The organism is Paracoccus salipaludis (assembly GCF_002287065.1).
GTDB lineage: Bacteria > Pseudomonadota > Alphaproteobacteria > Rhodobacterales > Rhodobacteraceae > Paracoccus > Paracoccus salipaludis.
Genome location: NZ_NSJZ01000002.1, coordinates 301,272 through 322,826, shown reverse-complemented (window position 1 = coordinate 322,826; position 21,555 = coordinate 301,272). Strand labels below are relative to the sequence as shown.

General features: G+C 69.6%; 17 protein-coding genes. 13 read left to right on the top strand and 4 right to left on the bottom strand.

What is annotated here, in order from left to right; all coding sequences use genetic code 11:
* Positions 1-93 precede the first annotated feature (93 nt).
* Complete coding sequence (gene phaC, locus CK240_RS04210) at positions 94-2,370, bottom strand: class I poly(R)-hydroxyalkanoic acid synthase (protein ID WP_338048845.1); 2,277 nt, start codon at positions 2,368-2,370, stop codon at positions 94-96.
* A gap of 221 nt (positions 2,371-2,591) precedes the next feature.
* On the opposite strand from phaC, the gene phaZ reads away from it, so the two are divergent.
* Positions 2,592-3,938, top strand: coding sequence for a polyhydroxyalkanoate depolymerase (gene phaZ, locus CK240_RS04205; RefSeq protein WP_095639069.1), 1,347 nt, complete (start codon positions 2,592-2,594; stop codon positions 3,936-3,938).
* 120 nt (positions 3,939-4,058) lie between these two features.
* Complete coding sequence (locus tag CK240_RS04200; RefSeq protein WP_095639068.1) at positions 4,059-4,532, top strand: pyridoxamine 5'-phosphate oxidase family protein; 474 nt, start codon at positions 4,059-4,061, stop codon at positions 4,530-4,532.
* Between the two features lie 40 nt (positions 4,533-4,572).
* Here the strand turns inward: CK240_RS04200 and CK240_RS04195 are convergent, their stop codons facing one another.
* On the bottom strand, positions 4,573-5,301 hold the full coding sequence (locus CK240_RS04195; protein WP_095639067.1) for an alpha/beta fold hydrolase: 729 nt from the start codon (positions 5,299-5,301) through the stop codon (positions 4,573-4,575).
* Between the two features lie 189 nt (positions 5,302-5,490).
* On the opposite strand from CK240_RS04195, the gene thrS reads away from it, so the two are divergent.
* The 11 genes from thrS (at position 5,491) to CK240_RS04150 (ending at position 20,224) form a co-directional block, all read left to right on the top strand.
* Positions 5,491-7,440 carry a threonine--tRNA ligase gene (thrS, locus tag CK240_RS04190; protein WP_095639066.1) on the top strand — a complete coding sequence of 650 codons (1,950 nt, stop codon included), beginning with the start codon at positions 5,491-5,493 and terminating at the stop codon, positions 7,438-7,440.
* A 209-nt stretch (positions 7,441-7,649) separates the two neighbouring features.
* Positions 7,650-7,856: a cold-shock protein gene (locus CK240_RS04185; protein ID WP_090754070.1), complete on the top strand. Its 207-nt coding sequence runs from the start codon at positions 7,650-7,652 to the stop codon at positions 7,854-7,856.
* A 165-nt stretch (positions 7,857-8,021) separates the two neighbouring features.
* On the top strand, positions 8,022-9,494 hold the full coding sequence (locus tag CK240_RS04180) for a class I adenylate-forming enzyme family protein (RefSeq protein WP_095639065.1): 1,473 nt from the start codon (positions 8,022-8,024) through the stop codon (positions 9,492-9,494).
* Between the two features lie 96 nt (positions 9,495-9,590).
* Complete coding sequence (locus CK240_RS04175; protein ID WP_095639064.1) at positions 9,591-11,819, top strand: adenosylcobalamin-dependent ribonucleoside-diphosphate reductase; 2,229 nt, start codon at positions 9,591-9,593, stop codon at positions 11,817-11,819.
* A gap of 278 nt (positions 11,820-12,097) precedes the next feature.
* On the top strand, positions 12,098-12,418 hold the full coding sequence (locus CK240_RS18175; protein WP_135058790.1) for a hypothetical protein: 321 nt from the start codon (positions 12,098-12,100) through the stop codon (positions 12,416-12,418).
* Between the two features lie 7 nt (positions 12,419-12,425).
* Entirely contained in the window at positions 12,426-12,515 is a 90-nt protein-coding gene (locus CK240_RS18170) for a potassium-transporting ATPase subunit F (protein ID WP_135058789.1), read from the top strand.
* A gap of 1 nt (position 12,516) precedes the next feature.
* Positions 12,517-14,202, top strand: coding sequence for a potassium-transporting ATPase subunit KdpA (gene kdpA, locus CK240_RS04170; RefSeq protein ID WP_095639063.1), 1,686 nt, complete (start codon positions 12,517-12,519; stop codon positions 14,200-14,202).
* A 9-nt stretch (positions 14,203-14,211) separates the two neighbouring features.
* Positions 14,212-16,251, top strand: coding sequence for a potassium-transporting ATPase subunit KdpB (kdpB, locus tag CK240_RS04165; RefSeq protein WP_095639062.1), 2,040 nt, complete (start codon positions 14,212-14,214; stop codon positions 16,249-16,251).
* Between the two features lie 9 nt (positions 16,252-16,260).
* Positions 16,261-16,815 carry a potassium-transporting ATPase subunit KdpC gene (kdpC, locus tag CK240_RS04160; RefSeq protein WP_095639061.1) on the top strand — a complete coding sequence of 185 codons (555 nt, stop codon included), beginning with the start codon at positions 16,261-16,263 and terminating at the stop codon, positions 16,813-16,815.
* A gap of 9 nt (positions 16,816-16,824) precedes the next feature.
* Complete coding sequence (locus CK240_RS04155) at positions 16,825-19,533, top strand: sensor histidine kinase (protein WP_095639060.1); 2,709 nt, start codon at positions 16,825-16,827, stop codon at positions 19,531-19,533.
* On the top strand, positions 19,526-20,224 hold the full coding sequence (locus tag CK240_RS04150; protein WP_095639059.1) for a response regulator: 699 nt from the start codon (positions 19,526-19,528) through the stop codon (positions 20,222-20,224). Before CK240_RS04155 ends, CK240_RS04150 begins: the two co-directional genes overlap by 8 nt.
* Positions 20,225-20,374: 150 nt before the next feature.
* On the opposite strand, the gene CK240_RS04145 is transcribed toward CK240_RS04150, so the two are convergent.
* Positions 20,375-20,653 (bottom strand): formate dehydrogenase subunit delta, encoded by a 279-nt coding sequence (locus tag CK240_RS04145; RefSeq protein WP_338048844.1) that lies wholly within the window; start codon positions 20,651-20,653, stop codon positions 20,375-20,377.
* A 4-nt stretch (positions 20,654-20,657) separates the two neighbouring features.
* On the bottom strand, positions 20,658-21,554 hold the full coding sequence (gene fdhD / locus CK240_RS04140; RefSeq protein ID WP_095639058.1) for a formate dehydrogenase accessory sulfurtransferase FdhD: 897 nt from the start codon (positions 21,552-21,554) through the stop codon (positions 20,658-20,660).
* Position 21,555 lies beyond the last annotated feature (1 nt).

Here is a 21,555-nt window from a genome sequence, read left to right as displayed (position 1 = left end):
GCTTTCCGCGCCTTCCGCCTGCCGGACCCCTGTTCCTGTCGATACGGCAGGCAGAATGAGAAGCGGCGCGACCCGAAGGGCGCGCCGCGAAGATCATGCCGTCTCGTGGACATAGGTGCCGGGCGCAGGCGCGAGCGACAGCTGGGGCTCGCGCGCCGGAACCATGGGTCCCGAATGCTGCGCCAGCCACTCAGCCCAGCGCGGCCACCAGCTTCCCTCGTGATGCCGCGCATGGCCGCGCCAGTCCTCGGGCGCGCCCGTGAAATCGGCATGCGAGACGTAATGCCCGTATTTCACCTTGCCGGGGGGATTGATGATCCCGGCGATATGCCCGGATTCCGACAGGATAAAGGTCCGGTCAGGGGATGCCATCTGGGCCACGCCCTTCCAGCTGTGGTGCCAGGGCGCGATGTGGTCGCTTTCGCAGGCGATGGCGCAGACAGGCAGGGTCACATCGGACAGGTGGACGCGATGACCGAGGATCTCGAAGCCCTCGCGCGCCATTGCATTCGCCTGACAGAGCTTGCGCAGGTATTGCGTGACCATCCGGCCCGGCAGGTTCGTGCCGTCGCCGTTCCAGAACAGCAGGTCGAAGGCGGGCGGCGTTTCGCCCAGCATGTAGCTGCGGATCGCCGGTCCCCAGATCAGGTCGTTGGCCCGCAGGAAGCTGAAGGTCCGCTGCATCAGCTTGGCCGAAAGATAGCCGGTGCGGGCAACCTCGTCCTCGATTCCGCCGACGAAATCGTCCTGCAGGAAGGTCGTGAACTCTCCCTGGTCCGAGAAGTCGGTCAGCGTGGTCAGGAAGGTGGCCGACTTCACCCGGTCCTCGCCGCGCTGCTTCAGCACGCCCAGCGTGGCGGTCAGGGTGGTGCCGCCGATGCAGTATCCGACGGCGTTCAGCTGCCGCTCGCCCGTCAGTTCAAGCGCCCTGTCCATCGCCTCGAGGTATGCGGCGACATAGTCGTCCATCGCCACGTCGGCGAAGCTTTCGTCGGGGTTCTTCCAGGACACGACGAACAGGGTGTGGCCCTGTTCGATCAGCCACCGCAGCAGGCTGTTCTGCGGCTTGAGGTCCATGATGTAGTACTTGTTGATCCAGGGCGGGAAGACGATCAGCGGCGCCTTGTGGACCTGGTCGGTCAGCGGCTTGTACTGGATCAGTTCGAACATGCGGTCGCGATGGACGACCTCGCCCGGCGTCGTGCCGATGTTCTCGCCCACGCGGAAGGCGTTGCGGTCGGCCAGCGAGACGATCATCTCGCCGCCGCTTTCCTCGATGTCGCGGACAAGGTTCTCCAGCCCGCGCACGAGGCTGTCGCCCTCGGTCTCCAGCGCCTTGACCAGCGCGTCGGGGTTCGTCGCCAGGAAGTTGGTCGGCGCCAGCATGTCGATCATCTGGCGGGTGAACCAGTCCACGCGGCGGCGCTCGACCTCGTTGTCGATCTGCAGGTCGGCGGCAGCCTTGCGGATCGCCTCGGCGTTGATCTGGTACTGGCGCATCACGAAGCTGTAGAACGGGTTCGTGTGCCACAAGGGGTTCTTGAAGCGGCGGTCCGAGGTGTCGGCGCCGCTGGGCGCTTGGAAGCCGTGAAGGAACGCGCCCTGCGCCTCGGCCACATGGCGCAGCGTGTCGCCCCAATAGCGGACCTGCTGCTCGATCAGGCGCGCGGGCTGCTCGGTCGCCAGCTTCACCCAGGCCTGCGCGACCGAGCCGTAAAGCTCGGGGCCCGGCCCCTCGATCGAGGCGGCCCGCATCGGCTTGCCCGCGACGGCGCGCAGCAGGCGCTGGCTGAGGGTTTCGATCCGGGCGATGTTCTCGGCCAGCTTCTCGGTCAGGCCCGGCGCGGTCAGGGGGTTCTGGTGCAGGGCGGCGTCGGGCGCCTGCCCCTGGGCCGCCGGGGGGACAGCCTGCGCCCCGGGATCGGCCGCGGGCGCTGCGGCAATTCCCTCGTCGGTCACGGTGACCGGCTCGGCGGAAGCCTCGGTCGCGGCTTCGGCCTCGTTCACTGCATCGGCAAGCTCCTCGGCCGAGATCACCCCCAGGCTTTCAAGCGGGTTCAACTCCTCCTCGGGGACCTCGCCGGGCGGGTCTTCGGCGGAGGCGCCCTCGACGGCAGGGCTCTCACCCTGTTCGTCAGACGCCGCGGCCGGCTGGCTGTCCGCAGAGGAGGCAGGCTCCGGCGCCGGCGGCGATTCGGCGGGAGGCCCGCCCGCATCCGCAAGGACGGGCTTTTCGCCCTCGCCGCTCACCTCGCCAGGGGCGGACACCGCGGCCTCGGCCAGAATCGTGTCGGCCGCGGACAAGGGTGCATCCGAATCCGGGCCCATGATCTCGTCGGCCAGCAGCATCTCTCCGTGGCCCGCGGCCATCACCGCCGGACCAAGAGTTTCTGCGATTGCAGCATCAAGTTGCTGTTCCGGCTGCACAACATCGGAAGCCGCCATTCGCGCGGCTTTTTCAGTCAGGTCACCCTGGCGTTTTTTGGCCATGACATTGGATCCTCGCTACCCCGAACTGCATTAAAGACCAGCTTGACGCTGATCGCAAACCCGCCTTTACGCGACAGGAATATTCCGGGGAGTTCGTTGCAATGGTCTATAAGGGCGCACGGGGCATGCTGTCCTATGACGCAATGGAAACGCTGCGCAACACGAACGAATGGATGGGCGCCTCGGCGCGGGCCATGGCCTCCTATCCGTTGTTCGCGATGATCCCGTCGCCCTTCTTCAAGGTCATGAGCGCCTGGGGCCGGGTGACCGAGCGCAGCTTTGCCCGCATGATCATCAAGCCCGACTGGGAGATCCCGCCGATCCCCAGCACCGACGGCCAGGACCACCTGGTCTATGTCGAGCCGGTGGTCCGCCGCCCCTTCGGCAGCCTGGTCCATTTCCGCGTCGCCCGGCGCGAGCCGATGGCCCGCCGCGTCCTGCTGGTCGCGCCCATGTCCGGCCATTACGCCACCCTGTTGCGTTCAACGGTCACCTCCTTGCTGCCCGATTGCGACGTCTGGGTGACGGACTGGCACAATGCGCGCGACATCCCCGTCAGCGAGGGCAAGTTCGATGTCGAGGATTACACCCGTTATCTTGTCGATTTCATGAAGCACCTCGGCCCCGACCTGCATGTGGTCGCGGTCTGCCAGCCCGCCCCCCTGGCGCTGGTGGCGACCGCCATGCTGGCCGAGGACGAGCCGAGTGCCCAGCCCCGCACCCTGACGCTGATCGGCGGCCCCATCGATCCGGACGCGGCGGCCACCGAGGTGACCGACTTCGGCAACCGCATGACGATGGGAGAGCTTGAGCACCTGTTCATCCAGCAGGTCGGCTTCAAATACCGCGGCGTCGGCCGGATGGTCTATCCGGGGCTGGCGCAGCTGACCTCGTTCATTGCCATGAACGCAGAAACCCATGCCCGCGCCTTCCGCGACAAGATCGTCGCCGAGGCCAAGGGCGAAGGCTCGGAAGGCGACAAGCACAACAAGTTCTACGACGAATATCTCGCGGTCATGGACATGACGGCCGAGTTCTACCTGTCCACGGTCGAGCGCATCTTCAAGAAATGCGAGATCGCGGGCAACCGCTTCACGGTGGACGGCCGTCCCGTGGACATCGGCAGGATCAGGGATGTCGCGGTCATGACCGTCGAGGGCGCCAACGACGACATCTCGGCGCCGGGGCAATGCGTGGCGGCGCTGAAGCTGTGCACGGGCGTCCCCGAGGAAAAGAAGGTCCAGCACCTGGAACCCGGCGCCGGGCATTACGGCATCTTCGCGGGCAAGAGCTGGCGTATCAACATCCGCCCGCTGGTGCTGGACTTCATGGACGAGCATTCGCAGCGCCCCGAGCAGAGCAGCCGGCCCAAGCGTCTGCGCGGCATGGCCGGCCCGGGCGACACCCGCCCCGACCCGGGGGAAGAGGACAGCAAGATCGCGGTCTGACACGACGACCCGCTTCAAAGGCCCCGGCTTCCCGGGGCCTTTTTCATGCGCGGAACCGGCCCGGCGCGGCGGGGGTTGCGCCTGCGACCGTCCGCGCCACGGGGGCGCATAGGAGGACCCATGACCGACAACCGCGACACCTTCTGGAAGCGCCTCGAAGGCATCAACGCCGGGATGCTGGGGGCCGAGCCCGACTGGAGGCTGGTGCCCATGTCGCATTACGCCGAGCCGGAAACCGCCACGCTGTGGTTCATCACCGCCGCCGGCACCGACCTGGTGGAATCCGTGGAAGGCGGCGCGAAGAAGGCCGTGCATGCGGTGGGCGACGGCGACGGCCAGCTTTACGCCCGCATCGAGGGCAAGCTGGAACTGTCGAACGACAAGGCCAAGCTGGACGAGGTGTGGAACGCCGTCGCCTCGAGCTGGTTCGGCAACGACGAGCGCGACCCGGACGTCCGGCTGCTCAAGTTCACCATGTCCGAGGCCGAGGTCTGGACCACCGCCGGCCGCATCGGCTTCTTCTACGAGATCGCCAAGTCCAAGATCACCGGCGCCAAGCCCGACACGGGCGACCATTTCACCGTCAGCTTCTGACGCAGCGCGACGCCCGGCCCCGTTGGCCGGGCGTCGTCGTTCAGCCTGCGATCTCCGCCACGGCCTCGCGGATCATCCGCAACTCGCGCGGCCCGCTGAAGCGGTGGTCGGCATCCTTCACCAGCGCCAGGCGGATGTCCGGTCCCTCGGCATGGGACAGCAGCCGCAGCGCATCGTCCATCGGCACATCGGCGTCCGCCGTTCCCTGCAGGAAGCGGACCGGCATCGGCAGCCGCAGCGGCTGGCCGAAGACGCTGTTCCCGGCCCCCTGATCGAACAAGCGCCGCGAAAAGACGTAATCCTCGCCATAGTCGCTGGGCCGCGCGATCCGCCCGTCGCGCGCCAGCGCCGCCCGGTCCTCGTCCGAGAACTCCGCCTGCATCCGCGCGGTGAAATCCGGCGCGGCGGCGATCGTCACCAGCCCCGCCCAGCGTTCCGGCCGCGCGCGCGCCAGCAGCAGCGCCAGCCACCCGCCCAGCGAGGACCCCACCAGCACCTGGGGTCCCGGCGCGAGTGCGTCGATCACGTCGTGCGCGTCCTCCAGCCAGTCGGCGATGCCGAACTCCTCGACGCGCCCCCCGCTGCCGCCATGCCCCGACAGGTCGAACCGCAGCATCGCCCGCCCCTGCTCGCGGCACCACGCTTCCAGATCGACGGCCTTGGTCCCGCCCATGTCCGACTTGAAGCCGTGCAGGAACACGACGCCCGGTCCCTGCCCTTCCAGCCGCTCAAAAGCCAGTTGCCGCCCAGATGCGGTCCGGTGAAACATCGCGCCCCTCCTTCTCTTTTGCCCGAATATCCTACGCGATCGTCGTATACGATGATGGGGGTGTGAACGCCCCGGTCCGGCCGCGTCCCCAAGCGCCGCATTGACACTGCCGCCCTCCCGCGCCACAGGGTCCCCCACATAACCCGCAACCGGGCGTTCCGTGGGCGCCAAACCGATTGGGAGGACGCGATGTCCCAGATTTTCCTCACCTTCCCCGATGGCAGCGTCCGCGACTATCCCGCCGGGACTACGGCCGCGCAGGTCGCCGCCTCCATCGCGCCCAGCCTCGCCAAGAACGCGATCAGCGCCACGCTCGACGGCCGTCACATCGACCTCGCCTGGCCGCTTACGGAAAACGGCAGCATCGCCATCAACACGATGAAGGACGCGGCCCCCGCGCTTGAACTGATCCGCCACGACCTCGCCCATGTCATGGCCCGCGCCGTGCAGGAGCTGTGGCCCGACGTCAAGGTCACGATTGGCCCGGTGCGCGACTACGGCTGGTTCTACGACTTCGACCGCGAGGAACCCTTCACCCCCGACGACCTCGGCGCCATCGAGGCGCGGATGAAGCAGATCATCGCCGCCCGCGATCCCGTCCGCACCGAGGTCTGGGACCGCGCCCGCGCCATCGCCCATTACGAAGCCGCGGGCGAGCCCTTCAAGGTCGAGCTGATCCACCGCATCCCCGAGGGCGAGGACGTGCGGATGTACTGGCACGGCGACTGGCAGGACCTTTGCCGCGGCCCGCACCTGCAGCACACGGGCCAGCTTCCGGCCGATGCCTTCAAGCTGACGCATGTCGCCGGCGCCTACTGGCTGGGCGACAACACCCGCCCGATGCTGCAGCGCATCTACGGCGTGGCCTTCCGCAACCGCGACGAGCTCAAGGCCCACATGACCATGCTTGAGGAGGCCGCTAAGCGCGACCACCGCAAGCTCGGCCGCGAGATGGACCTGTTCCACATGCAGGAGGAAGCGCCGGGACAGGTGTTCTGGCACCCGAACGGCTGGACCATCTACACGACGCTGCAGGACTACATGCGCCGCCAGCAGAAGCGCGGCGGCTATGTAGAGGTGAACACGCCCCAGGTCGTAAACCGCAAGCTGTGGGAAGCCTCGGGCCACTGGCAGAACTACCAGGAAAACATGTTCATCGTCGAAGTGGACGAGGAACATGCGCGCGAAAAGACGGTCAACGCGCTCAAGCCCATGAACTGCCCCTGCCACGTGCAGATCTTCAACGTGGGCCTGAAGTCCTACCGCGACCTGCCGCTGCGGATGGCCGAGTTCGGGTCCTGCAACCGCTACGAGCCCTCGGGCGCGCTGCACGGCATCATGCGCGTGCGCGGCTTCACCCAGGACGACGCCCACATCTTCTGCACGGAAAGCCAGATCGAGCCGGAAACGAGGAAGTTCATCGAGTTCCTGGCCCGGATCTACGCCGACCTCGGCTTCGACAACTGGACGGTGAAGCTGTCCACCCGTCCCGAAAAGCGCATCGGCTCGGACGAAAGCTGGGACCGGGTCGAGGCCGCGCTGGGCAACGCCTGCCGCGCGGCCGGCTATGACTTCGAGGTGCAGGAGGGCGAGGGCGCCTTCTACGGCCCCAAGCTGGAATTCACCCTGACCGACGCCATCGGCCGCCAGTGGCAATGCGGCACGCTGCAGGTTGACCCGAACCTGCCAGAACGGCTGGATGCCGAATACGTGGGCGAGGACGGGCAGAAGCACCGCCCCGTCATGCTGCACCGCGCCGTGCTGGGCAGCTTCGAGCGCTTCATCGGCATGCTGATCGAGAACTACGCGGGCAAGCTGCCCCTGTGGCTCGCGCCCCGGCAGGTGGTCGTGGCCTCGATCGTGTCGGACGCCGACGACTACGTGCGCGAGGTCGTGGCCGCGCTGACCGCCGCCGGCATCCGGGCCGAGGCGGACATCCGCAACGAGAAGATCAACTACAAGGTCCGCGAGCATTCCTTGCAGAAGGTCCCGGTCATCATGGCCGTGGGCATGAAGGAGGTGGCCGAGCGGACCGTCTCGATCCGCCGGCTCGACCGGCAGGGATCTGAATCGGCGGCGCTGGACACCGCGCTGGAAAGCCTCGTCGCCGAAGGGACGCCGCCCGACCTGCGCGGCTGACCCTTCTCGCAGGCGATCAATTGCCGGAACGTCACAGGGGCGTGAGTCGAAGTTCATTCTTCACTTGCGTTCCCGGACGATTCGGGCATCCTGTTTTTCGCGTGAGCATGACTTTCTACCGCGTCCCTTCAGGGGGCAGCCGGACTGCGAAAGGGCTGCACGGCCCGGATCGGCAATCTCGCCACCGGGAGACTGAAGGAGAGAAGGTCATGGCGACCGGCACGGTTAAATGGTTCAATGCCACCAAGGGTTACGGCTTCATCGCGCCCGATGATGGCGGCAAGGACGTCTTCGTCCATATTTCGGCGGTTGAGCGTGCGGGCCTGACCGGCCTGAACGACAACCAGAAGATCCAGTACGAACTGCAGTCGGGCCGCGACGGCCGCGCCTCGGCTTCGGATCTCAAGCTGCTCTGATCCCGGTGGCGCATCGCGCTCCGTCCGGATGCGCCACTTGGCGGCCTGCGGAAACGCAGGCCGCTTTTCATTGACGCCCGGCCCCATGTGCGCCGGGGACACAGCCGCGGTCCCTTCTGCACAAGAAGCTTGCAGAGACCCGCGACAGGCGGCACTCAGGACGCCATGCAGGATTTCAATCTGGCCGAACATGTGCTCGCGGCGGGGCTGTCCTCGCCCGACAAGCTGGCGCTCGCGGTGGTCTCGCCGACCGGCGCCGACCGCTGGTCCTATGCGCGGCTGCGCGCCGCCGTGCTGGGCGCGGCCACGGGGCTGCGGGACCGGGGCCTCAGGCCCGGAGACCGCGTGCTGCTGCGGATCGGGAACGAGCCGGGCTTCCCGGTCGCTTATCTTGCCTGCATCGCGGCGGGGCTGATCCCCGTCCCGACCTCGGCCATGCTGACGGCGCGCGAGGTCACCAAGATCGCCGCCGAGATCACCCATGCCCTGACCATCGCGGGCGAGGGCATCGCCCTGCCCGAAGACGACCCCGCGCCGGTCATGCCCGTGGCCGAGCTGGCGCAGATGGCCGCCCTGCCCCCGGCCGGGTTCGACCGGGGCGAGGCCGACCGGCTCGCCTATATCGTCTATACCTCGGGCACCTCGGGGCGTCCCCGCGCCGTCATGCACGCGCATCGAGCCATCCTGGCGCGGCAGATGATGTTCGATGGCTGGTACGGGCTGAAGGCCAGCGACCGGCTGCTGCATGCGGGCGCCTTCAACTGGACCTTCACGCTGGGCACCGGGCTGATGGACCCCTGGACCGCCGGCGCGACGGCGCTGATCCCGGCAGACGGCACGGCGATCGAGCAGATCCCCCTGCTGGCCCGCCGCAACGGGGCAACCCTCATCGCCGCCGCGCCCGGCGTCTTCCGCCGGATGCTGCGGGCCGACTGGGCACCGCTGTCGGACCTGCGCCACGGGCTGACGGCGGGCGAACGGCTGGACCCCGAGCTGCGCCGCGCCTGGAAGGACCGCACCGGGACCGAGCTGCACGAGGCGATGGGAATGTCGGAATGCTCGACCTTCCTGTCGGGCTCGCCCGCGCAGCCTGCGCCCGAGGGCTCGGCGGGCTATCCCCAGCCCGGCCGCCGCGTGGCGATCCTGTCGGACGGGGGCGAGCCCCTGCCCCCCGGCCAGCCCGGCGTCCTGGCGGTCCACCGCAGCGATCCGGGGCTGTTCCTCGGCTATCTCGGCCAGCCCGAGGAAACCGCCGCCAAGTTCCAGGGCGAATGGTTCCTGACGGGCGACATGGCGGTGCAGGCCGAGGACGGCGCGATCTCGACGCTCGGCCGCGCGGACGACATGATGAACGCGGGCGGCTTCCGCGTGGCCCCCGCCGAGGTCGAGGACGTGCTGGTGCCCGTTCCCGGCGCGGGCGACGTGGCCGTGACCGAACTGCCGGTTCCGGGCGCATCCATCATCGCCGCCTTCTGGACCGGCCCGGCCGCGTCCGAGGTCCTGCGGGCGGCCGCCGAGGCGGGCCTTGCCCGCTACAAGCAGCCGCGCGAGTTCATCCATGTCGAGGCGCTGCCCCGCACGCCCACCGGCAAGATCAACCGCCGCGCCCTGCGCGAGGCGCATCGCAAGGACGCCTGACGGCGCAGCCCTTTCCGTGACCACTCAGCCGCTTGCCCCAGGCGGTCGGCGGGTGCATGACGTGACACTCACCCCCATGCCAGACAGGTTTCCCGGATGAACCGCTTCGCCGCCCCCATCGCCGAACAGATCTGGGACATGAAATACCGGCTGCGCGCCGCCGACGGCACGCCGCTGGACGCGACCGTCGAGGAGACATGGCGCCGCGTGGCCCGCGACCTCGCCTCGGTCGAGGCCGATCCCGCCAAGTGGGAAGGCCGCTTCCACGCCGCGCTCGAGGATTTCCGCTTCCTGCCTGCGGGCCGGATCATGGCGGGCGCGGGAACGGGGCGCTCGGTCACGCTGTTCAACTGCTTCGTCATGGGCACGATCCCCGACAGCATGGCGGGCATCTTCGAGGCGTTGAAGGAAGCCGCCCTGACCATGCAGCAGGGCGGCGGGATCGGCTACGACTTCTCGACCATCCGCCCCAAGGGGGCCGAGGTGAAGGGCGTCGCCGCCGACGCCTCGGGGCCGCTGAGCTTCATGGACGTCTGGGACGCCATGTGCCGCACGATCATGTCGGCGGGCTCGCGCCGGGGCGCCATGATGGCCACGATGCGCTGCGACCACCCCGACATCGAGGATTTCATCGCCGCCAAGCAGGACGCCGCGCGGCTGCGGATGTTCAACCTGTCGGTGCTTGTGACGGACGCCTTCATGGAGGCGCGAGAGGCCGACGCCGACTGGCCGCTGGTCTTCGGGGGCCGCACCTACAGGACGATCCGCGCCCGCGATCTGTGGGACCGGATCATGCGCGCCACCTATGACTATGCCGAACCCGGCGTGATCTTCATCGACCGCATAAACCGGATGAACAACCTCGGCTATGTCGAGGATATCTCGGCCACCAACCCCTGCGGCGAACAGCCCCTGCCGCCCTATGGCGCCTGCCTTCTGGGCTCGGTCAACCTCGCGCGGCTGGTGCAGGACCCCTTCGGACCCGAAGCCGCGCTGGACCTTGATGCGCTGGACGACCTGGTCACGACCGCCGTGCGGATGATGGACAACGTCGTGGACGCCTCGCGCTTTCCCCTGCCCCAGCAGGCGGCCGAGGCGCAGGCCAAGCGCCGCATCGGGCTCGGCGTGACGGGGCTTGCCGACGCGCTGATGATGGTCGGCCTGCGCTATGGCGCGCCCGAGGCCGCCGAGGCGACGCGCCAATGGATGCACCGCATCGCGCGGGCGGCCTATCTGGCCAGCGTGGGCCTCGCCCGCGAAAAGGGCGCCTTCCCGCTGTTCGACGCCGAGGCCTACCTGTCGTCCGGCTTCATGCTGAAGATGGACGAGGACGTGCGCGAGGCCGTCCGCGCGCATGGCATCCGCAACGCCCTGCTGACCAGCGTGGCCCCCACCGGCACGATCAGCCTTTATGCCGGCAACGTCAGTTCGGGGATCGAGCCGGTCTTCGCCCACAGCTACACCCGCAAGGTCCTGCAGAAGGACGGCACCCGCACCGAGGAGGAGGTCGTCGATTACGCCGCCCGGCTGTGGCGCGACCGCATGGGCGAGGCGCCCTTCCCCGACTGGTTCGTGGACGCCCAGACGCTGTCGCCGCTGGACCACGTCGCCATGCAGGCGGCGGCGCAGGAATGGGTGGACAGCTCGATTTCCAAGACGATCAACTGCCCCGAGGACATTTCCTTCGAAGCCTTCAAGGACGTCTACCTTGCCGCCTGGGACCAGGGCTGCAAGGGCTGCACCACCTATCGCCCGAACGAGGTCACGGGGTCCGTCCTGTCGGTGGACAAGCCCGCCCCCGCGGCCGCGTCGCTGGACAAGCCGATGGACCGTCCGGTGTCGCTGGGGGGCGCGACCTACAAGCTCAAGTTCCCCGGCAGCGAGCACGCGATCTACATCACCGTCAACGACATCGACGATGGCGGCAGGCGGCGTCCCTTCGAGGTCTTCATCAACTCGAAGAACATGGAGCATTACGCCTGGACCGTCGCGCTGACGCGGATGATTTCCGCCGTCTTCCGCCGCGGCGGCGACGTGAGCTTCGTGGTCGAGGAGCTGAAGGCCGTCTTCGATCCCCGCGGCGGAGCGTGGATGGAGGGGCGCTATGTCCCCTCGATCCTGGCCGCGATCGGCGGGGTGATCGAGCGCCACATGATCGCCATCGGCTTCCTGTCGGGCGAGGGCGCGGGCCTCAAGGCCGACCCCCATGCAGGCGGCGGCAGCGCCCCGGTCGGCCCCTCCTGCCCGGCCTGCGGCACGCCGGGGATGCGGATGATCGAGGGCTGCATGACCTGCCCCAGTTGCGGCCATTCGCGCTGCGGCTGAGGCGGGGTGCTTCTGCCCGCTGTTCCGGCAGCACGAACGGGCATCATGGCGCATGTCCATCGGCCATGGCCCGGACCCGCCTGAGGCCCGGTCGCGCCCGCATGGCGGCCCTGTCCGATCGCGCCAAGTCCTCCTCCGCAGGTCTTGGTGCGGAATGCCGCCTGAGGGATAGCCGCTCCTTCCCCGTTGCCGCCCGGATGTGAGGATACGGCCGGTCGCGTCAGGGGCGTGAAGGCTTCCGCAAGGGAAATGCACTGGGGCCATCGGCCGGGATTGGCATGACGCGGGACGCGGGGCTCTCGCCGCAAGCTCCTGTCCTGTCTTCCCGCTCGCCGCGCCCCACGAAGGCGAGGTTCGGAACTGGGGCGCCGCCCAAGGGCAGGAAGAAGGAACACAGGCCGCATCGCGGCCGGGTCCTTTACGCCTGCATTACGCACTGGCCCGCCTTCCATATCGCGGCTTTACGCCATCCCCGCACATATTCCTGCGATCCGAACCAAAGGGGGCATGGAATGCTGTCCGACATTCTTTTCATTCTGGGCGGGCTGGCGGTCTTCCTGCTGGCCGGCCTCGCCGTGCGCGGCGCCGACCGGCTGTGAGGACGCGATGACCATCGAACTCGTCCTGGGCGGCGGCCTCGCGGTCCTGCTGCTGGTCTATTTCCTGTTGGCGCTTCTGGCGCCGGAGCGGTTCTGACATGGCCGCGGATCTGATCTTCTTTGCGCTGTTCCTGGCAGGCCTGACCCTCATGGGGATGGCGCTCGGGCCCTGGATGGCGCGGGTCTTCACCGGCAGGGCCCGCCTGCTCGCGCCGGTCGAGCGGGCGCTTTACCGCGCCGCGGGCGTCACGGGCCGGGGGCAGCGCTGGACGGGCTATGCCGCCGCGGTGCTGGCCTTCAACGCGGCGGGCTTCGTGCTGCTGTACCTGATCCTTCGCCTGCAGGGGGTCTTGCCGTTCAACTCGCAGGGCTTCGGCGCGATGGAATCCAGCCAGGCCTTCAACACCGCCGTCAGCTTCATGACCAACACCAACTGGCAGAGCTACGGCGGCGAGACCACCCTCAGCCATTTCACCCAGATGGCCGGGCTGACCGTGCAGAACTTCGTCTCGGCCGCCACGGGGATCGCGGTGGCGGTCGCCGTGGTGCGGGGCCTTGCCGCGCGCTCGGTGGCGGACCTGGGCAACTTCTGGGTCGATCTGACGCGGGCCACGCTGTATCTGCTGCTGCCCGGCGCGGTGCTGATCACGCTGGTGCTGGTCTGGCAGGGGATGCCGCAGACGCTGGCGGCGGGCGTGACGGCGACCACGCTGGAAGGCGCCCAGCAGGTGATCGCCCAGGGGCCGGTCGCCAGCCAGGCGGCGATCAAGATGCTGGGCACCAACGGCGGCGGCTTCTTCAACGCCAACGCCGCCCATCCTTACGAGAACGCCACCGCCCTGACGAACCTGGTGCAGATCTACGCCATCCTCGTCATCCCCGCGGCCTTTCCGTTCTTCTTCGGCCGCATGGTCGGCGACCGCCGGCAGGGCTGGGCGATCTTCGCCGCGATGAGCGTGATGTTCGTGGCCGTGCTGCTGGCCGCCTATTTCGCCGAGGCCGCGGGCAACCCGCTGCATGCCGGCATCACCGAGCCGGGCGTCAGCATGGAGGGCAAGGAAACCCGCTTCGGCCTGGCGCAGACGGTGCTGTTCGTGGTCGCCACCACCGTCGCCTCCTGCGGGGCCGTGAACGCGATGCACGACAGCCTGATGGCGCTGGGCGGCATGATCCCGCTGTTCAACATGCTTCTGGGCGAGATCATCTATGGCGGCGTCGGCGCGGGCTTCTACGGCATGGTGCTGTATGTCGTCCTGACGGTCTTCATCGCCGGGCTGATGGTCGGGCGCACCCCCGAGTGGCTGGGCAAGAAGATCGAGGCGCGCGAGATGAAGCTGGCCGCCCTGACGCTGCTTGTCATGCCCGTGGGCGTGCTGATCCTGTCGGCGGCGTCTATCCTGACCGGCAATGCGCAGACGGCGGTGCAGGACGCGGGTCCCCACGGGCTGACCGAACTGATCTATGCCTACACCTCGGGGACGGCCAACAACGGCTCGGCCTTCGCGGGCTTCAGCGCCAACACGGTCTGGCACAACACCATGATCGGGCTGGCGATGCTGATCGGCCGCTGGGGCTACATCATCCCGGTCCTGGCCATCGCGGGCGGCCTTGCGGGCAAGACGCGGGCCGAGGCCACGGCGGGCACCTTCCCGACCCATGGCGTCGCCTTCACCGTGCTGCTCGTCGTGACGATCCTGATCGTCGGCGCGCTGACCTTCCTTCCTGTTCTGGCCCTTGGCCCGGTCGCCGAGCATGTCTCGATCGCGGCCGGGCAGGCGTTCTGAGGCCCCATCATGTCCAAGCATCCAAGATCCGAGATCGGGCTGTTCGCGCCCGAAATCGTCCGGCCCGCGATCGGCGGCGCCTTTGCCAAGCTCGACCCGCGCAGGCTCGCGCGCAACCCGGTGATCTTCGCGACCGCGCTGGTGGCGCTGGTCACGACGGCTCTGGTGCTGCTGCGCTGGGGCGAGCCGGGCAGCTTCGTTTCGCTGCAGATTGCGCTGTGGCTCTGGGCCACGGTGCTGTTTGCGAACTTCGCCGAAGCCCTGGCCGAGGGCCGCGGCAAGGCCCGGGCGGACGCCTTCCGCGCCACCCGGTCCCATGCGAAGGCCAGGACCCTGCTGGACCCGTCCCGCCGGGACCTGTTCGAACTGCAGGACGTGGACCAGCTCGAACCGGGCGAGCTGATCCTTGTCGAGGCGGGCGACATCGTGCCCACCGACGGCGAGGTGATCGAGGGCGTGGCCTCGGTCGATGAAAGCGCCATCACCGGGGAATCCGCACCGGTGATCCGGGAATCGGGCGGGGACCGCTCGTCCGTGACCGGGGGCACGCGGCTTGTCAGCGACTGGCTGGTGGTGCGCGTGACCGCGAAACCGGGCGAGACCTTTCTCGACCGCATGATCTCGCTGGTCGAAGGCGCCAGGCGCGCCAAGACCCCCAACGAGATCGCCCTGGACATCCTGCTGGCCGGGCTGTCGCTGGTGTTCCTGCTGGTGGTGGCGACGCTGCCGGTCTTCGCGGGCTGGTCCGGCACGCAGATCCCGGTCGTCTATCTGGCCGCGCTGTTCGTGACGCTGATCCCGACCACCATCGGCGGCCTGCTGTCGGCCATCGGCATCGCCGGCATGGACCGGCTGGTGAAGGCCAACGTGATCGCAAAGTCGGGCCGCGCGGTCGAGGCGGCGGGCGACATCGACGTGCTGCTGCTGGACAAGACCGGCACCATCACCTTCGGCAACCGCATGGCCGACGCCTTCCTGCCCGTTCCCGGCGTGACCGAGCGCGAGGTGGCCGAGGCCGCCTTCATCAGCAGCCTGGCCGACGACACGCCCGAAGGGAAATCCACCGTCGATCTGGCGGTCCGCAGGTTCGGCTTCGCCGAAGGCAACCGGCGCGGCGGAGCACGCTTCGTGCCCTTCACCGCGCAGACCCGGATGTCGGGCGTGGACCTTGCCGATGGAAGGCAGTTCCGCAAGGGCGCCTCGGACGCCATGGCCCGCTGCTTTGCGGGCGAGGGCGCGGCGGCGGCCGAGCCGATCGTGCGCCAGATCGCCATGGGCGGCGGCACGCCCCTGGTCGTCGCGCGTGACGGCAGGGTGCTGGGGGTGATCCACCTCAAGGACGTGGTCAAGCCCGGCATCCGCGAACGGTTCGCCGAATTGCGCCGCATGGGCATCCGCACGGTGATGATCACCGGCGACAACCCCCTGACGGCCGCGGCCATCGCCGCCGAGGCGGGCGTGGACGACTTTCTGGCCGAGGCCACGCCCGAGCGGAAGCTGGACTACATCCGCTCGGAACAGGCGCAGGGCCGGCTGGTCGCGATGTGCGGGGACGGCTCGAACGACGCGCCCGCGCTGGCGCAGGCCGACGTGGGCGTCGCCATGAACTCGGGGACGCCCGCGGCCAAAGAGGCCGGGAACCTCGTGGACTTGGACAGCGACCCGACCAAGCTGATCGAGATCGTCATGGTCGGCAAGCAGCTGCTGATCTCGCGCGGGGCGCTGACGACCTTCTCGATCGCCAACGACGTGGCCAAGTATTTCGCCATCCTGCCGGCGCTGTTCGTGGCCGCCTATCCGGGACTGGCGGTGCTGGACATCATGGGGCTGGGCAGCCCGCAGTCGGCGATCCTGTCGGCGATCATCTTCAACGCGCTGGTGATCGTGGCCCTGATCCCGCTGGCGCTGAAAGGGGTGCGCTACCGCCCCGCCTCGGCCGGTGCGCTCTTGACGCGCAACCTCGTGGTCTACGGGCTGGGCGGCCTTGTCGCCCCGTTCATCGGCATCAAGCTGATCGACATGATCGTCGATCTGGCCCATCTGGCATGAGGTGACGCCATGATCTCGCAACTCCGCCCCGCGCTGGTGATGACCGGTGCCTTCACGGTCCTGCTGGGGCTCGGCTATCCCCTGGCGATGACCGGGGTCGCCCAGGTGGCGATGCCCGGGCAGGCCGACGGCTCGCTGGTCGAGCGCAACGGCACGGTCGTCGGCTCGGCCCTGATCGGGCAGTCCTTCACCCGGCCCGAGTACCTCCACTCGCGGCCCACGGCGACCGACCCCGCCTACAACGCGGGGGCATCGACCGGCTCGAACCTGGGCCCGTCCTCGGCCGCGCTGCTGGCGCAGGTCAGGGACCGCGCGGCGGGCCAGGGCCCCGCGCCGGTGCCCTCGGGAATGGCGACCGCCTCGGGGTCGGGGCTTGACCCGCACATCACCCTGGATGCGGCCCTGCGGCAGGTGGACCGCATCGCCGCCGCGCGGGGCGTTCCCGGCGCGGCCGTCCAGGGCGCGATCCTGGGGGCGGCGACCGGCCCGGCCTTCGGCTTTGTGGGCGAGCCGATCGTGAACGTTCTTGGCGCCAATCTCGCGCTGGACGCCGCGGGAGGCTAAACGGCACCCATGACCGACGACGCGCGCCCCGACCCCGAGCGTTTCCTGGCCGAGGCCAAGGCCGAAGCCGGCGGCGCCGTGCCGGGGCGCGGACGGCTCAAGATCTTCCTGGGCGCCTCGCCGGGTGTCGGCAAGACCTATGCCATGCTGGAGGAGGCCGCCGCCCGCGCCCGCGCCGGGACCGACGTCGTGGTGGCGCTGGCCGAAACCCACGGCCGGCAGGAAACCGCGGCGCTTCTGGCGCATCTCGTCCAGATCCCCCGCCGCATCATCACCTATCGCGGGCGACAGCTGGCCGAGATGGACCTGGACGCGCTGCTCGCCCGCCGCCCGCAGCTCGCGCTGATCGACGAGCTGGCGCATACCAACGTGCCCGGCAGCCGCCACCCCAAACGCTGGCAGGACGTCGAGGAGGTGCTGGCCGCGGGCATCGACGTTTATTCGACGCTGAACATCCAGCATATCGAAAGCCTCAACGACCTCGTCGCGCGGATCACCGGGGTGCGGGTGCAGGAAACGGTGCCCGACACGGTCCTGCAGATGGCCGGCGAGATCAAGCTGATCGACCTTCCGCCCGAGGACCTGATCCAGCGGATGCGCGAGGGCAAGGTCTACATGCCCGCCGAGGCGGGACGCGCGCTCGGCAACTTCTTTTCCCGGCCCAACCTGACCGCGCTGCGGGAATTGGCCCTGCGCACCGCGGCCAGCCGCGTCGATGCCGAGATGCTGGCGCTGCGGCGGGGCACGGGGCAGGCGGCCTCGCAGGACAGGCTGATGGTCTGCCTCGACGATCCGGCGACGGCCAAGGGGCTGGTCCGGGCCGGGCGCCGGATGACCGACCGTGCCCGCATCCCATGGGTCGTGGCGATGGTCGTGACCCCGGCGGTCGAGGCGCGCGGCCCTTCCGCCGCGGGGGCCATGACCGACGCGCTGCAACTGGCCGAGCGTCTGGGCGCCGACACCCGCACCCTGCGGTCCGAAGGCGACGTGGCCGATGCCTTCCTAGAAGCCGCGCGGCAGTTGAACGTCACGCGGCTGATCCTCGGGCGCGCCGCACCCGGCGGATGGAGGACGCGGCTTGCCGCACTGGTCCGCCCGACGCCCTCCCAGCGGCTGCTATCCCGGGCCGAGGGGTTCGAGGTCACCATTCTCGATCCCGCCACCAACGGGCACGCGCCCGCCCCCGTGCCGCCCGCCCGCCGGCCGCGGGCAAGAACCCGTGCCTGGGTCCGCGTCCTTGCCCATTCCGCCCTGGCCACCGCCGTGGCCACGCTGATCGCCTGGCCCTTGTGGCACATCCTGCCGGTCGCCTCGCTGGCGGTGATCTACCTGGTCGGCGTGCTGGCCGTGGCGATGCGCCTGGGGACCGCCGGGGCGATCGCGGCCAGCATCCTCGGTTTTCTCGCCTACAACTATTTCTTCACCGAGCCCTTCTTCTCGCTGCGCGTGGCGGCCGAGGAGTCCTTTGTGGCGCTGATGGTCTTCACCGTCTCGGCGCTGTTCACCGGAAGCCTTGCGGGCCGGCTCAAGCGGCAGGTCGAGTTCATGCGCGCCACCCAGGCACGGACCGAGACGCTTTACGACTTTGCCCGCAAGATCGCCTCGGCCACGGCGACGGACGACGTCCTGTGGGCCGCCGCCGCCCATATCGCGCACACGCTGGAATGCCATTCGCTGATCCTGATGCCGGGCCTGGGCGGCGCGCTCGAGCAGGTGCAGGGCTTTCCCGCCATCGAGGAAAGCCTCGATCCCCATTCGCAGGCCGCCGCGCTCTGGGCCTATCAGAAGAACCGGCCGGCCGGGCGGGACACCGACACGCTGCCCGCGGCGGACTGGATGTTCCTTCCGCTGGCCACGCAGGGCGCGCCGATGGGCGCGGTGGGGCTGCGCTTCCTCGATCCCTCGCGGCGGCTCGACCCCGAGACGCGCCGCCTGCTGGCCGCGGTCGAGGACCAGATCGCCGTCGCGGTGGAACGCATCGCCGTCGAAAGCGACCTGGAACGGGCGCGGCTGGTGTCCGAAACGGAAAAGCTGCGCGCGGCCCTGCTCAACAGCGTCAGCCACGACCTGCGCACGCCGCTTGTGACGGTGATCGGCGCACTATCGGCGGTGGCGGACGGCACGCTGGCGCCGGCGCAGAACCGCGAGCTGGTCGCCGAGGCGCTGGACGAGGCGCGCCGGCTCGACCGCTTCGTGGGCAACCTGCTCAACATGACCCGCCTCGGGCATGGCGCGCTGGTGCCGCGGCGCGGGACGGTCGAGGTGGCCGAGCTGATCGGCCGGGCGCGTGCCGACCTGTCGCGCGTGCTGGCCCCCTTCCGCGTGACGGCCGAGGTCGCACCGGGCACGCCGCCCGTCTTCGCCGACCCGGTGCTGATCGGCCAGGCCCTTGTCAACCTGCTTGAGAATGCCACGAAATACGCCCCCGAGGGCAGCGCCATCCGCGTCATGGCCGAGCCGGTCCCCGCGGGCGTGGCGCTGACCGTGGCCGACGAGGGGCCCGGCATCCCCGAGACGGAGCGCGGCCGGGTGTTCGACATCTTCCACCGTGCCGTGCAGGGGGACGGGCATCCGGCGGGCACCGGGCTTGGCCTTGCCATCGTCAAGGGCATGGTGGAAGCCAACGAAGGCAGCGTCGCCGCCATCGACCCGCCCGGCGGGCGCGGCGCGGCGATCCGCATGATCCTTCCCGCCGCACCCGAGGATGCCGATGCCTGACCCTTCCGCGCCCCTTCGCCTGCTGGTGATCGAGGACGAGGCCCCGATCAGGCGCTTCCTGCGCATCGTGCTGGAAGGCGCGGGCCATGTCATGGACGAGGCGGCGCGCGGGCGCGAGGGGATCGAGCGCGCCGCGACCGGCGCCCCGTCGGCCGTGGTGCTGGACCTCGGCCTTCCCGACATGGACGGCAAGGCGGTGATCGCCGCCATCCGCGAATGGTCCGACGTGCCGATCGTGGTCGTCTCGGTGCGCTCGGCCGAGGCCGAGATCGTCGCCGCGCTGGACGCCGGGGCCGACGACTACGTCACCAAGCCCTTCGCCCCCGCCGAGCTTCTCGCCCGCCTGCGCGCCCTGGCCCGCCGCCGCAGCGCCGAGAAGGTCCCGCTTGTGCTGACCAATGGCGGGCTGAGCATCGACCTGGCCGCCCGCACGGTGACGATGGCCGGGATGCCCGTGCGCCTGACCCGGAAGGAGTTCGACGTGCTGGCGCTTCTGGCGCGCAACGCGGGCCGGCTGCTGACGCACCACGAACTGTTGCGGACCGTCTGGGGCCCCGCGCATCTGGGCGACAGCCATTACCTGCGCATCGCCGTCGGCCACCTGCGCGAAAAGCTCGGCGACGACGCGGCGGCGCCGAGGATGATCTTCACCGAACCGGGCATCGGCTACCGCTTCGCCTCGGCCGAGTGAAACCGCGCGAGGCTGGGGCCGCGTTCATGCGGCGCCTTCACGCGCCGGGGAACAGGCGCCGCGCCGCTGGATGCAGGCGGGCCATTTCTGCGGGGAACGACAGGTCTTCACGCGGCCCCGGCCGCCCGGCCTTGCGGTCGGACCCGGCCCCTATTCCTGATGCGACAGCGGATCGACCGGCTTCACGCCCTCGGTCGTCTCGTGCGGCAGGCGGATATGGGGGGCGGTGGCGCGGACGATGGGGTCCACCGCCTCGCCCGCGCGCAGGGCGGCCAGCAGGTCCATCCGCATCCGGTAGGTCCAGAAGTCGTTGATGTGGCCTGCCACGGCAATCTCGGGCTGGCCCGGCTGGCTGCGGAAGAAGGTGGCGATCTGGTTCGCCATGCGGATCAGCTTCTCATGCGGCGTGTGCTCGGAGACTTCGGACAACGCGTCAGCCCTTCATGCGCTGGGGATGGGTGTAAAGGTCGAAGGCGTCGCCCCGCGCCCGGCCGATCAGGGTGATGCCCGCCGCCTCGGCCCAGGCGATGGCCAGCCGCGTGGGGGTGCTGGCGCCGATCAGCACCGGGGCGCCGATGCGCGCGGTCTTCTGCACAAGGTCGACGGACAGGCGCGAGGACATGACGATGGCCCCTGCCCTTGCGTCAACGCCCCGGTCCGCCAGCGCCCCGGCGAGCTTGTCGAGCGCATTGTGGCGCCCCACGTCCTCGCGCACGGTGGCGCCTTCGGGCGACCAGAAGCCCGCCGCATGGATCGCGGGCGTCTCGCGCCAGCGGCGCTGGCCTTCGGACAGGGCCTGCATCGCGCGGCCGACATCCTGCGGCGAGAAGCGCGCGCCCTCGGCCACCCGCACCACCTGCGGCAGGGCCGCCGCGATGCTGTCCACGCCGCAAAGGCCGCAGCCCACGGGACCGACCATGCTGCGCCGCCGCTCGGCCAGACCCGAGGCGAGGCCGGGGCGCAGCCACAGCCGCGCCTCATAGGCGGGGACGCCCGGCAGTTGCGCGGGCGGACGGACCTGGGCGATCTCGCGGTCGGTCACGTCGGCGGGCGAGGCGATCAGCCCCTCGGTCAGGGCAAAGCCCAGCGCGAAGTCGGCCAGGTCGTGCGGGGTCGCCATCAGGACCGCCTGGCTGGTGCCGTCGATGACGATGGCGACCGCGGCTTCTTCCGGCGCGGCAGGTGCGTCGGCCTGCACCCATCCGCTGCCCGACCAGCGGCGAGGCACGGTGACGGGGTCGGCCGCGCGGGGGATTTCCCCGCGCGGCCCCGCGTCCTCGGATGCAGCCGCCGTGCCGTCCGGGGACGGCGTTGCCTCACCCGGCGGCATC

Excerpts from the sequence above, each read along its gene's own strand:
- CK240_RS04155 (WP_095639060.1), top strand. The coding sequence starts at position 16,825 with ATGACCGACGACGCGCGCCCCGACCCCGAGCGTTTCCTGGCCGAGGCC.
- CK240_RS04175 (WP_095639064.1), top strand. The coding sequence starts at position 9,591 with ATGAACCGCTTCGCCGCCCCCATCGCCGAACAGATCTGGGACATGAAA.
- CK240_RS04185 (WP_090754070.1), top strand. The coding sequence starts at position 7,650 with ATGGCGACCGGCACGGTTAAATGGTTCAATGCCACCAAGGGTTACGGC.
- CK240_RS04150 (WP_095639059.1), top strand. The coding sequence starts at position 19,526 with ATGCCTGACCCTTCCGCGCCCCTTCGCCTGCTGGTGATCGAGGACGAG.
- CK240_RS04195 (WP_095639067.1), bottom strand. The coding sequence starts at position 5,301 with ATGTTTCACCGGACCGCATCTGGGCGGCAACTGGCTTTTGAGCGGCTG.
- kdpB (WP_095639062.1), top strand. The coding sequence starts at position 14,212 with ATGTCCAAGCATCCAAGATCCGAGATCGGGCTGTTCGCGCCCGAAATC.
- kdpC (WP_095639061.1), top strand. The coding sequence starts at position 16,261 with ATGATCTCGCAACTCCGCCCCGCGCTGGTGATGACCGGTGCCTTCACG.
- phaZ (WP_095639069.1), top strand. The coding sequence starts at position 2,592 with ATGGTCTATAAGGGCGCACGGGGCATGCTGTCCTATGACGCAATGGAA.
- phaC (WP_338048845.1), bottom strand. The coding sequence starts at position 2,370 with ATGGCCGCGGGCCACGGAGAGATGCTGCTGGCCGACGAGATCATGGGC.
- fdhD (WP_095639058.1), bottom strand. The coding sequence starts at position 21,554 with ATGCCGCCGGGTGAGGCAACGCCGTCCCCGGACGGCACGGCGGCTGCA.
- CK240_RS18175 (WP_135058790.1), top strand. The coding sequence starts at position 12,098 with ATGACGCGGGACGCGGGGCTCTCGCCGCAAGCTCCTGTCCTGTCTTCC.
- thrS (WP_095639066.1), top strand. The coding sequence starts at position 5,491 with ATGTCCCAGATTTTCCTCACCTTCCCCGATGGCAGCGTCCGCGACTAT.
- CK240_RS04200 (WP_095639068.1), top strand. The coding sequence starts at position 4,059 with ATGACCGACAACCGCGACACCTTCTGGAAGCGCCTCGAAGGCATCAAC.
- CK240_RS18170 (WP_135058789.1), top strand. The coding sequence starts at position 12,426 with ATGACCATCGAACTCGTCCTGGGCGGCGGCCTCGCGGTCCTGCTGCTG.
- CK240_RS04180 (WP_095639065.1), top strand. The coding sequence starts at position 8,022 with ATGCAGGATTTCAATCTGGCCGAACATGTGCTCGCGGCGGGGCTGTCC.
- kdpA (WP_095639063.1), top strand. The coding sequence starts at position 12,517 with ATGGCCGCGGATCTGATCTTCTTTGCGCTGTTCCTGGCAGGCCTGACC.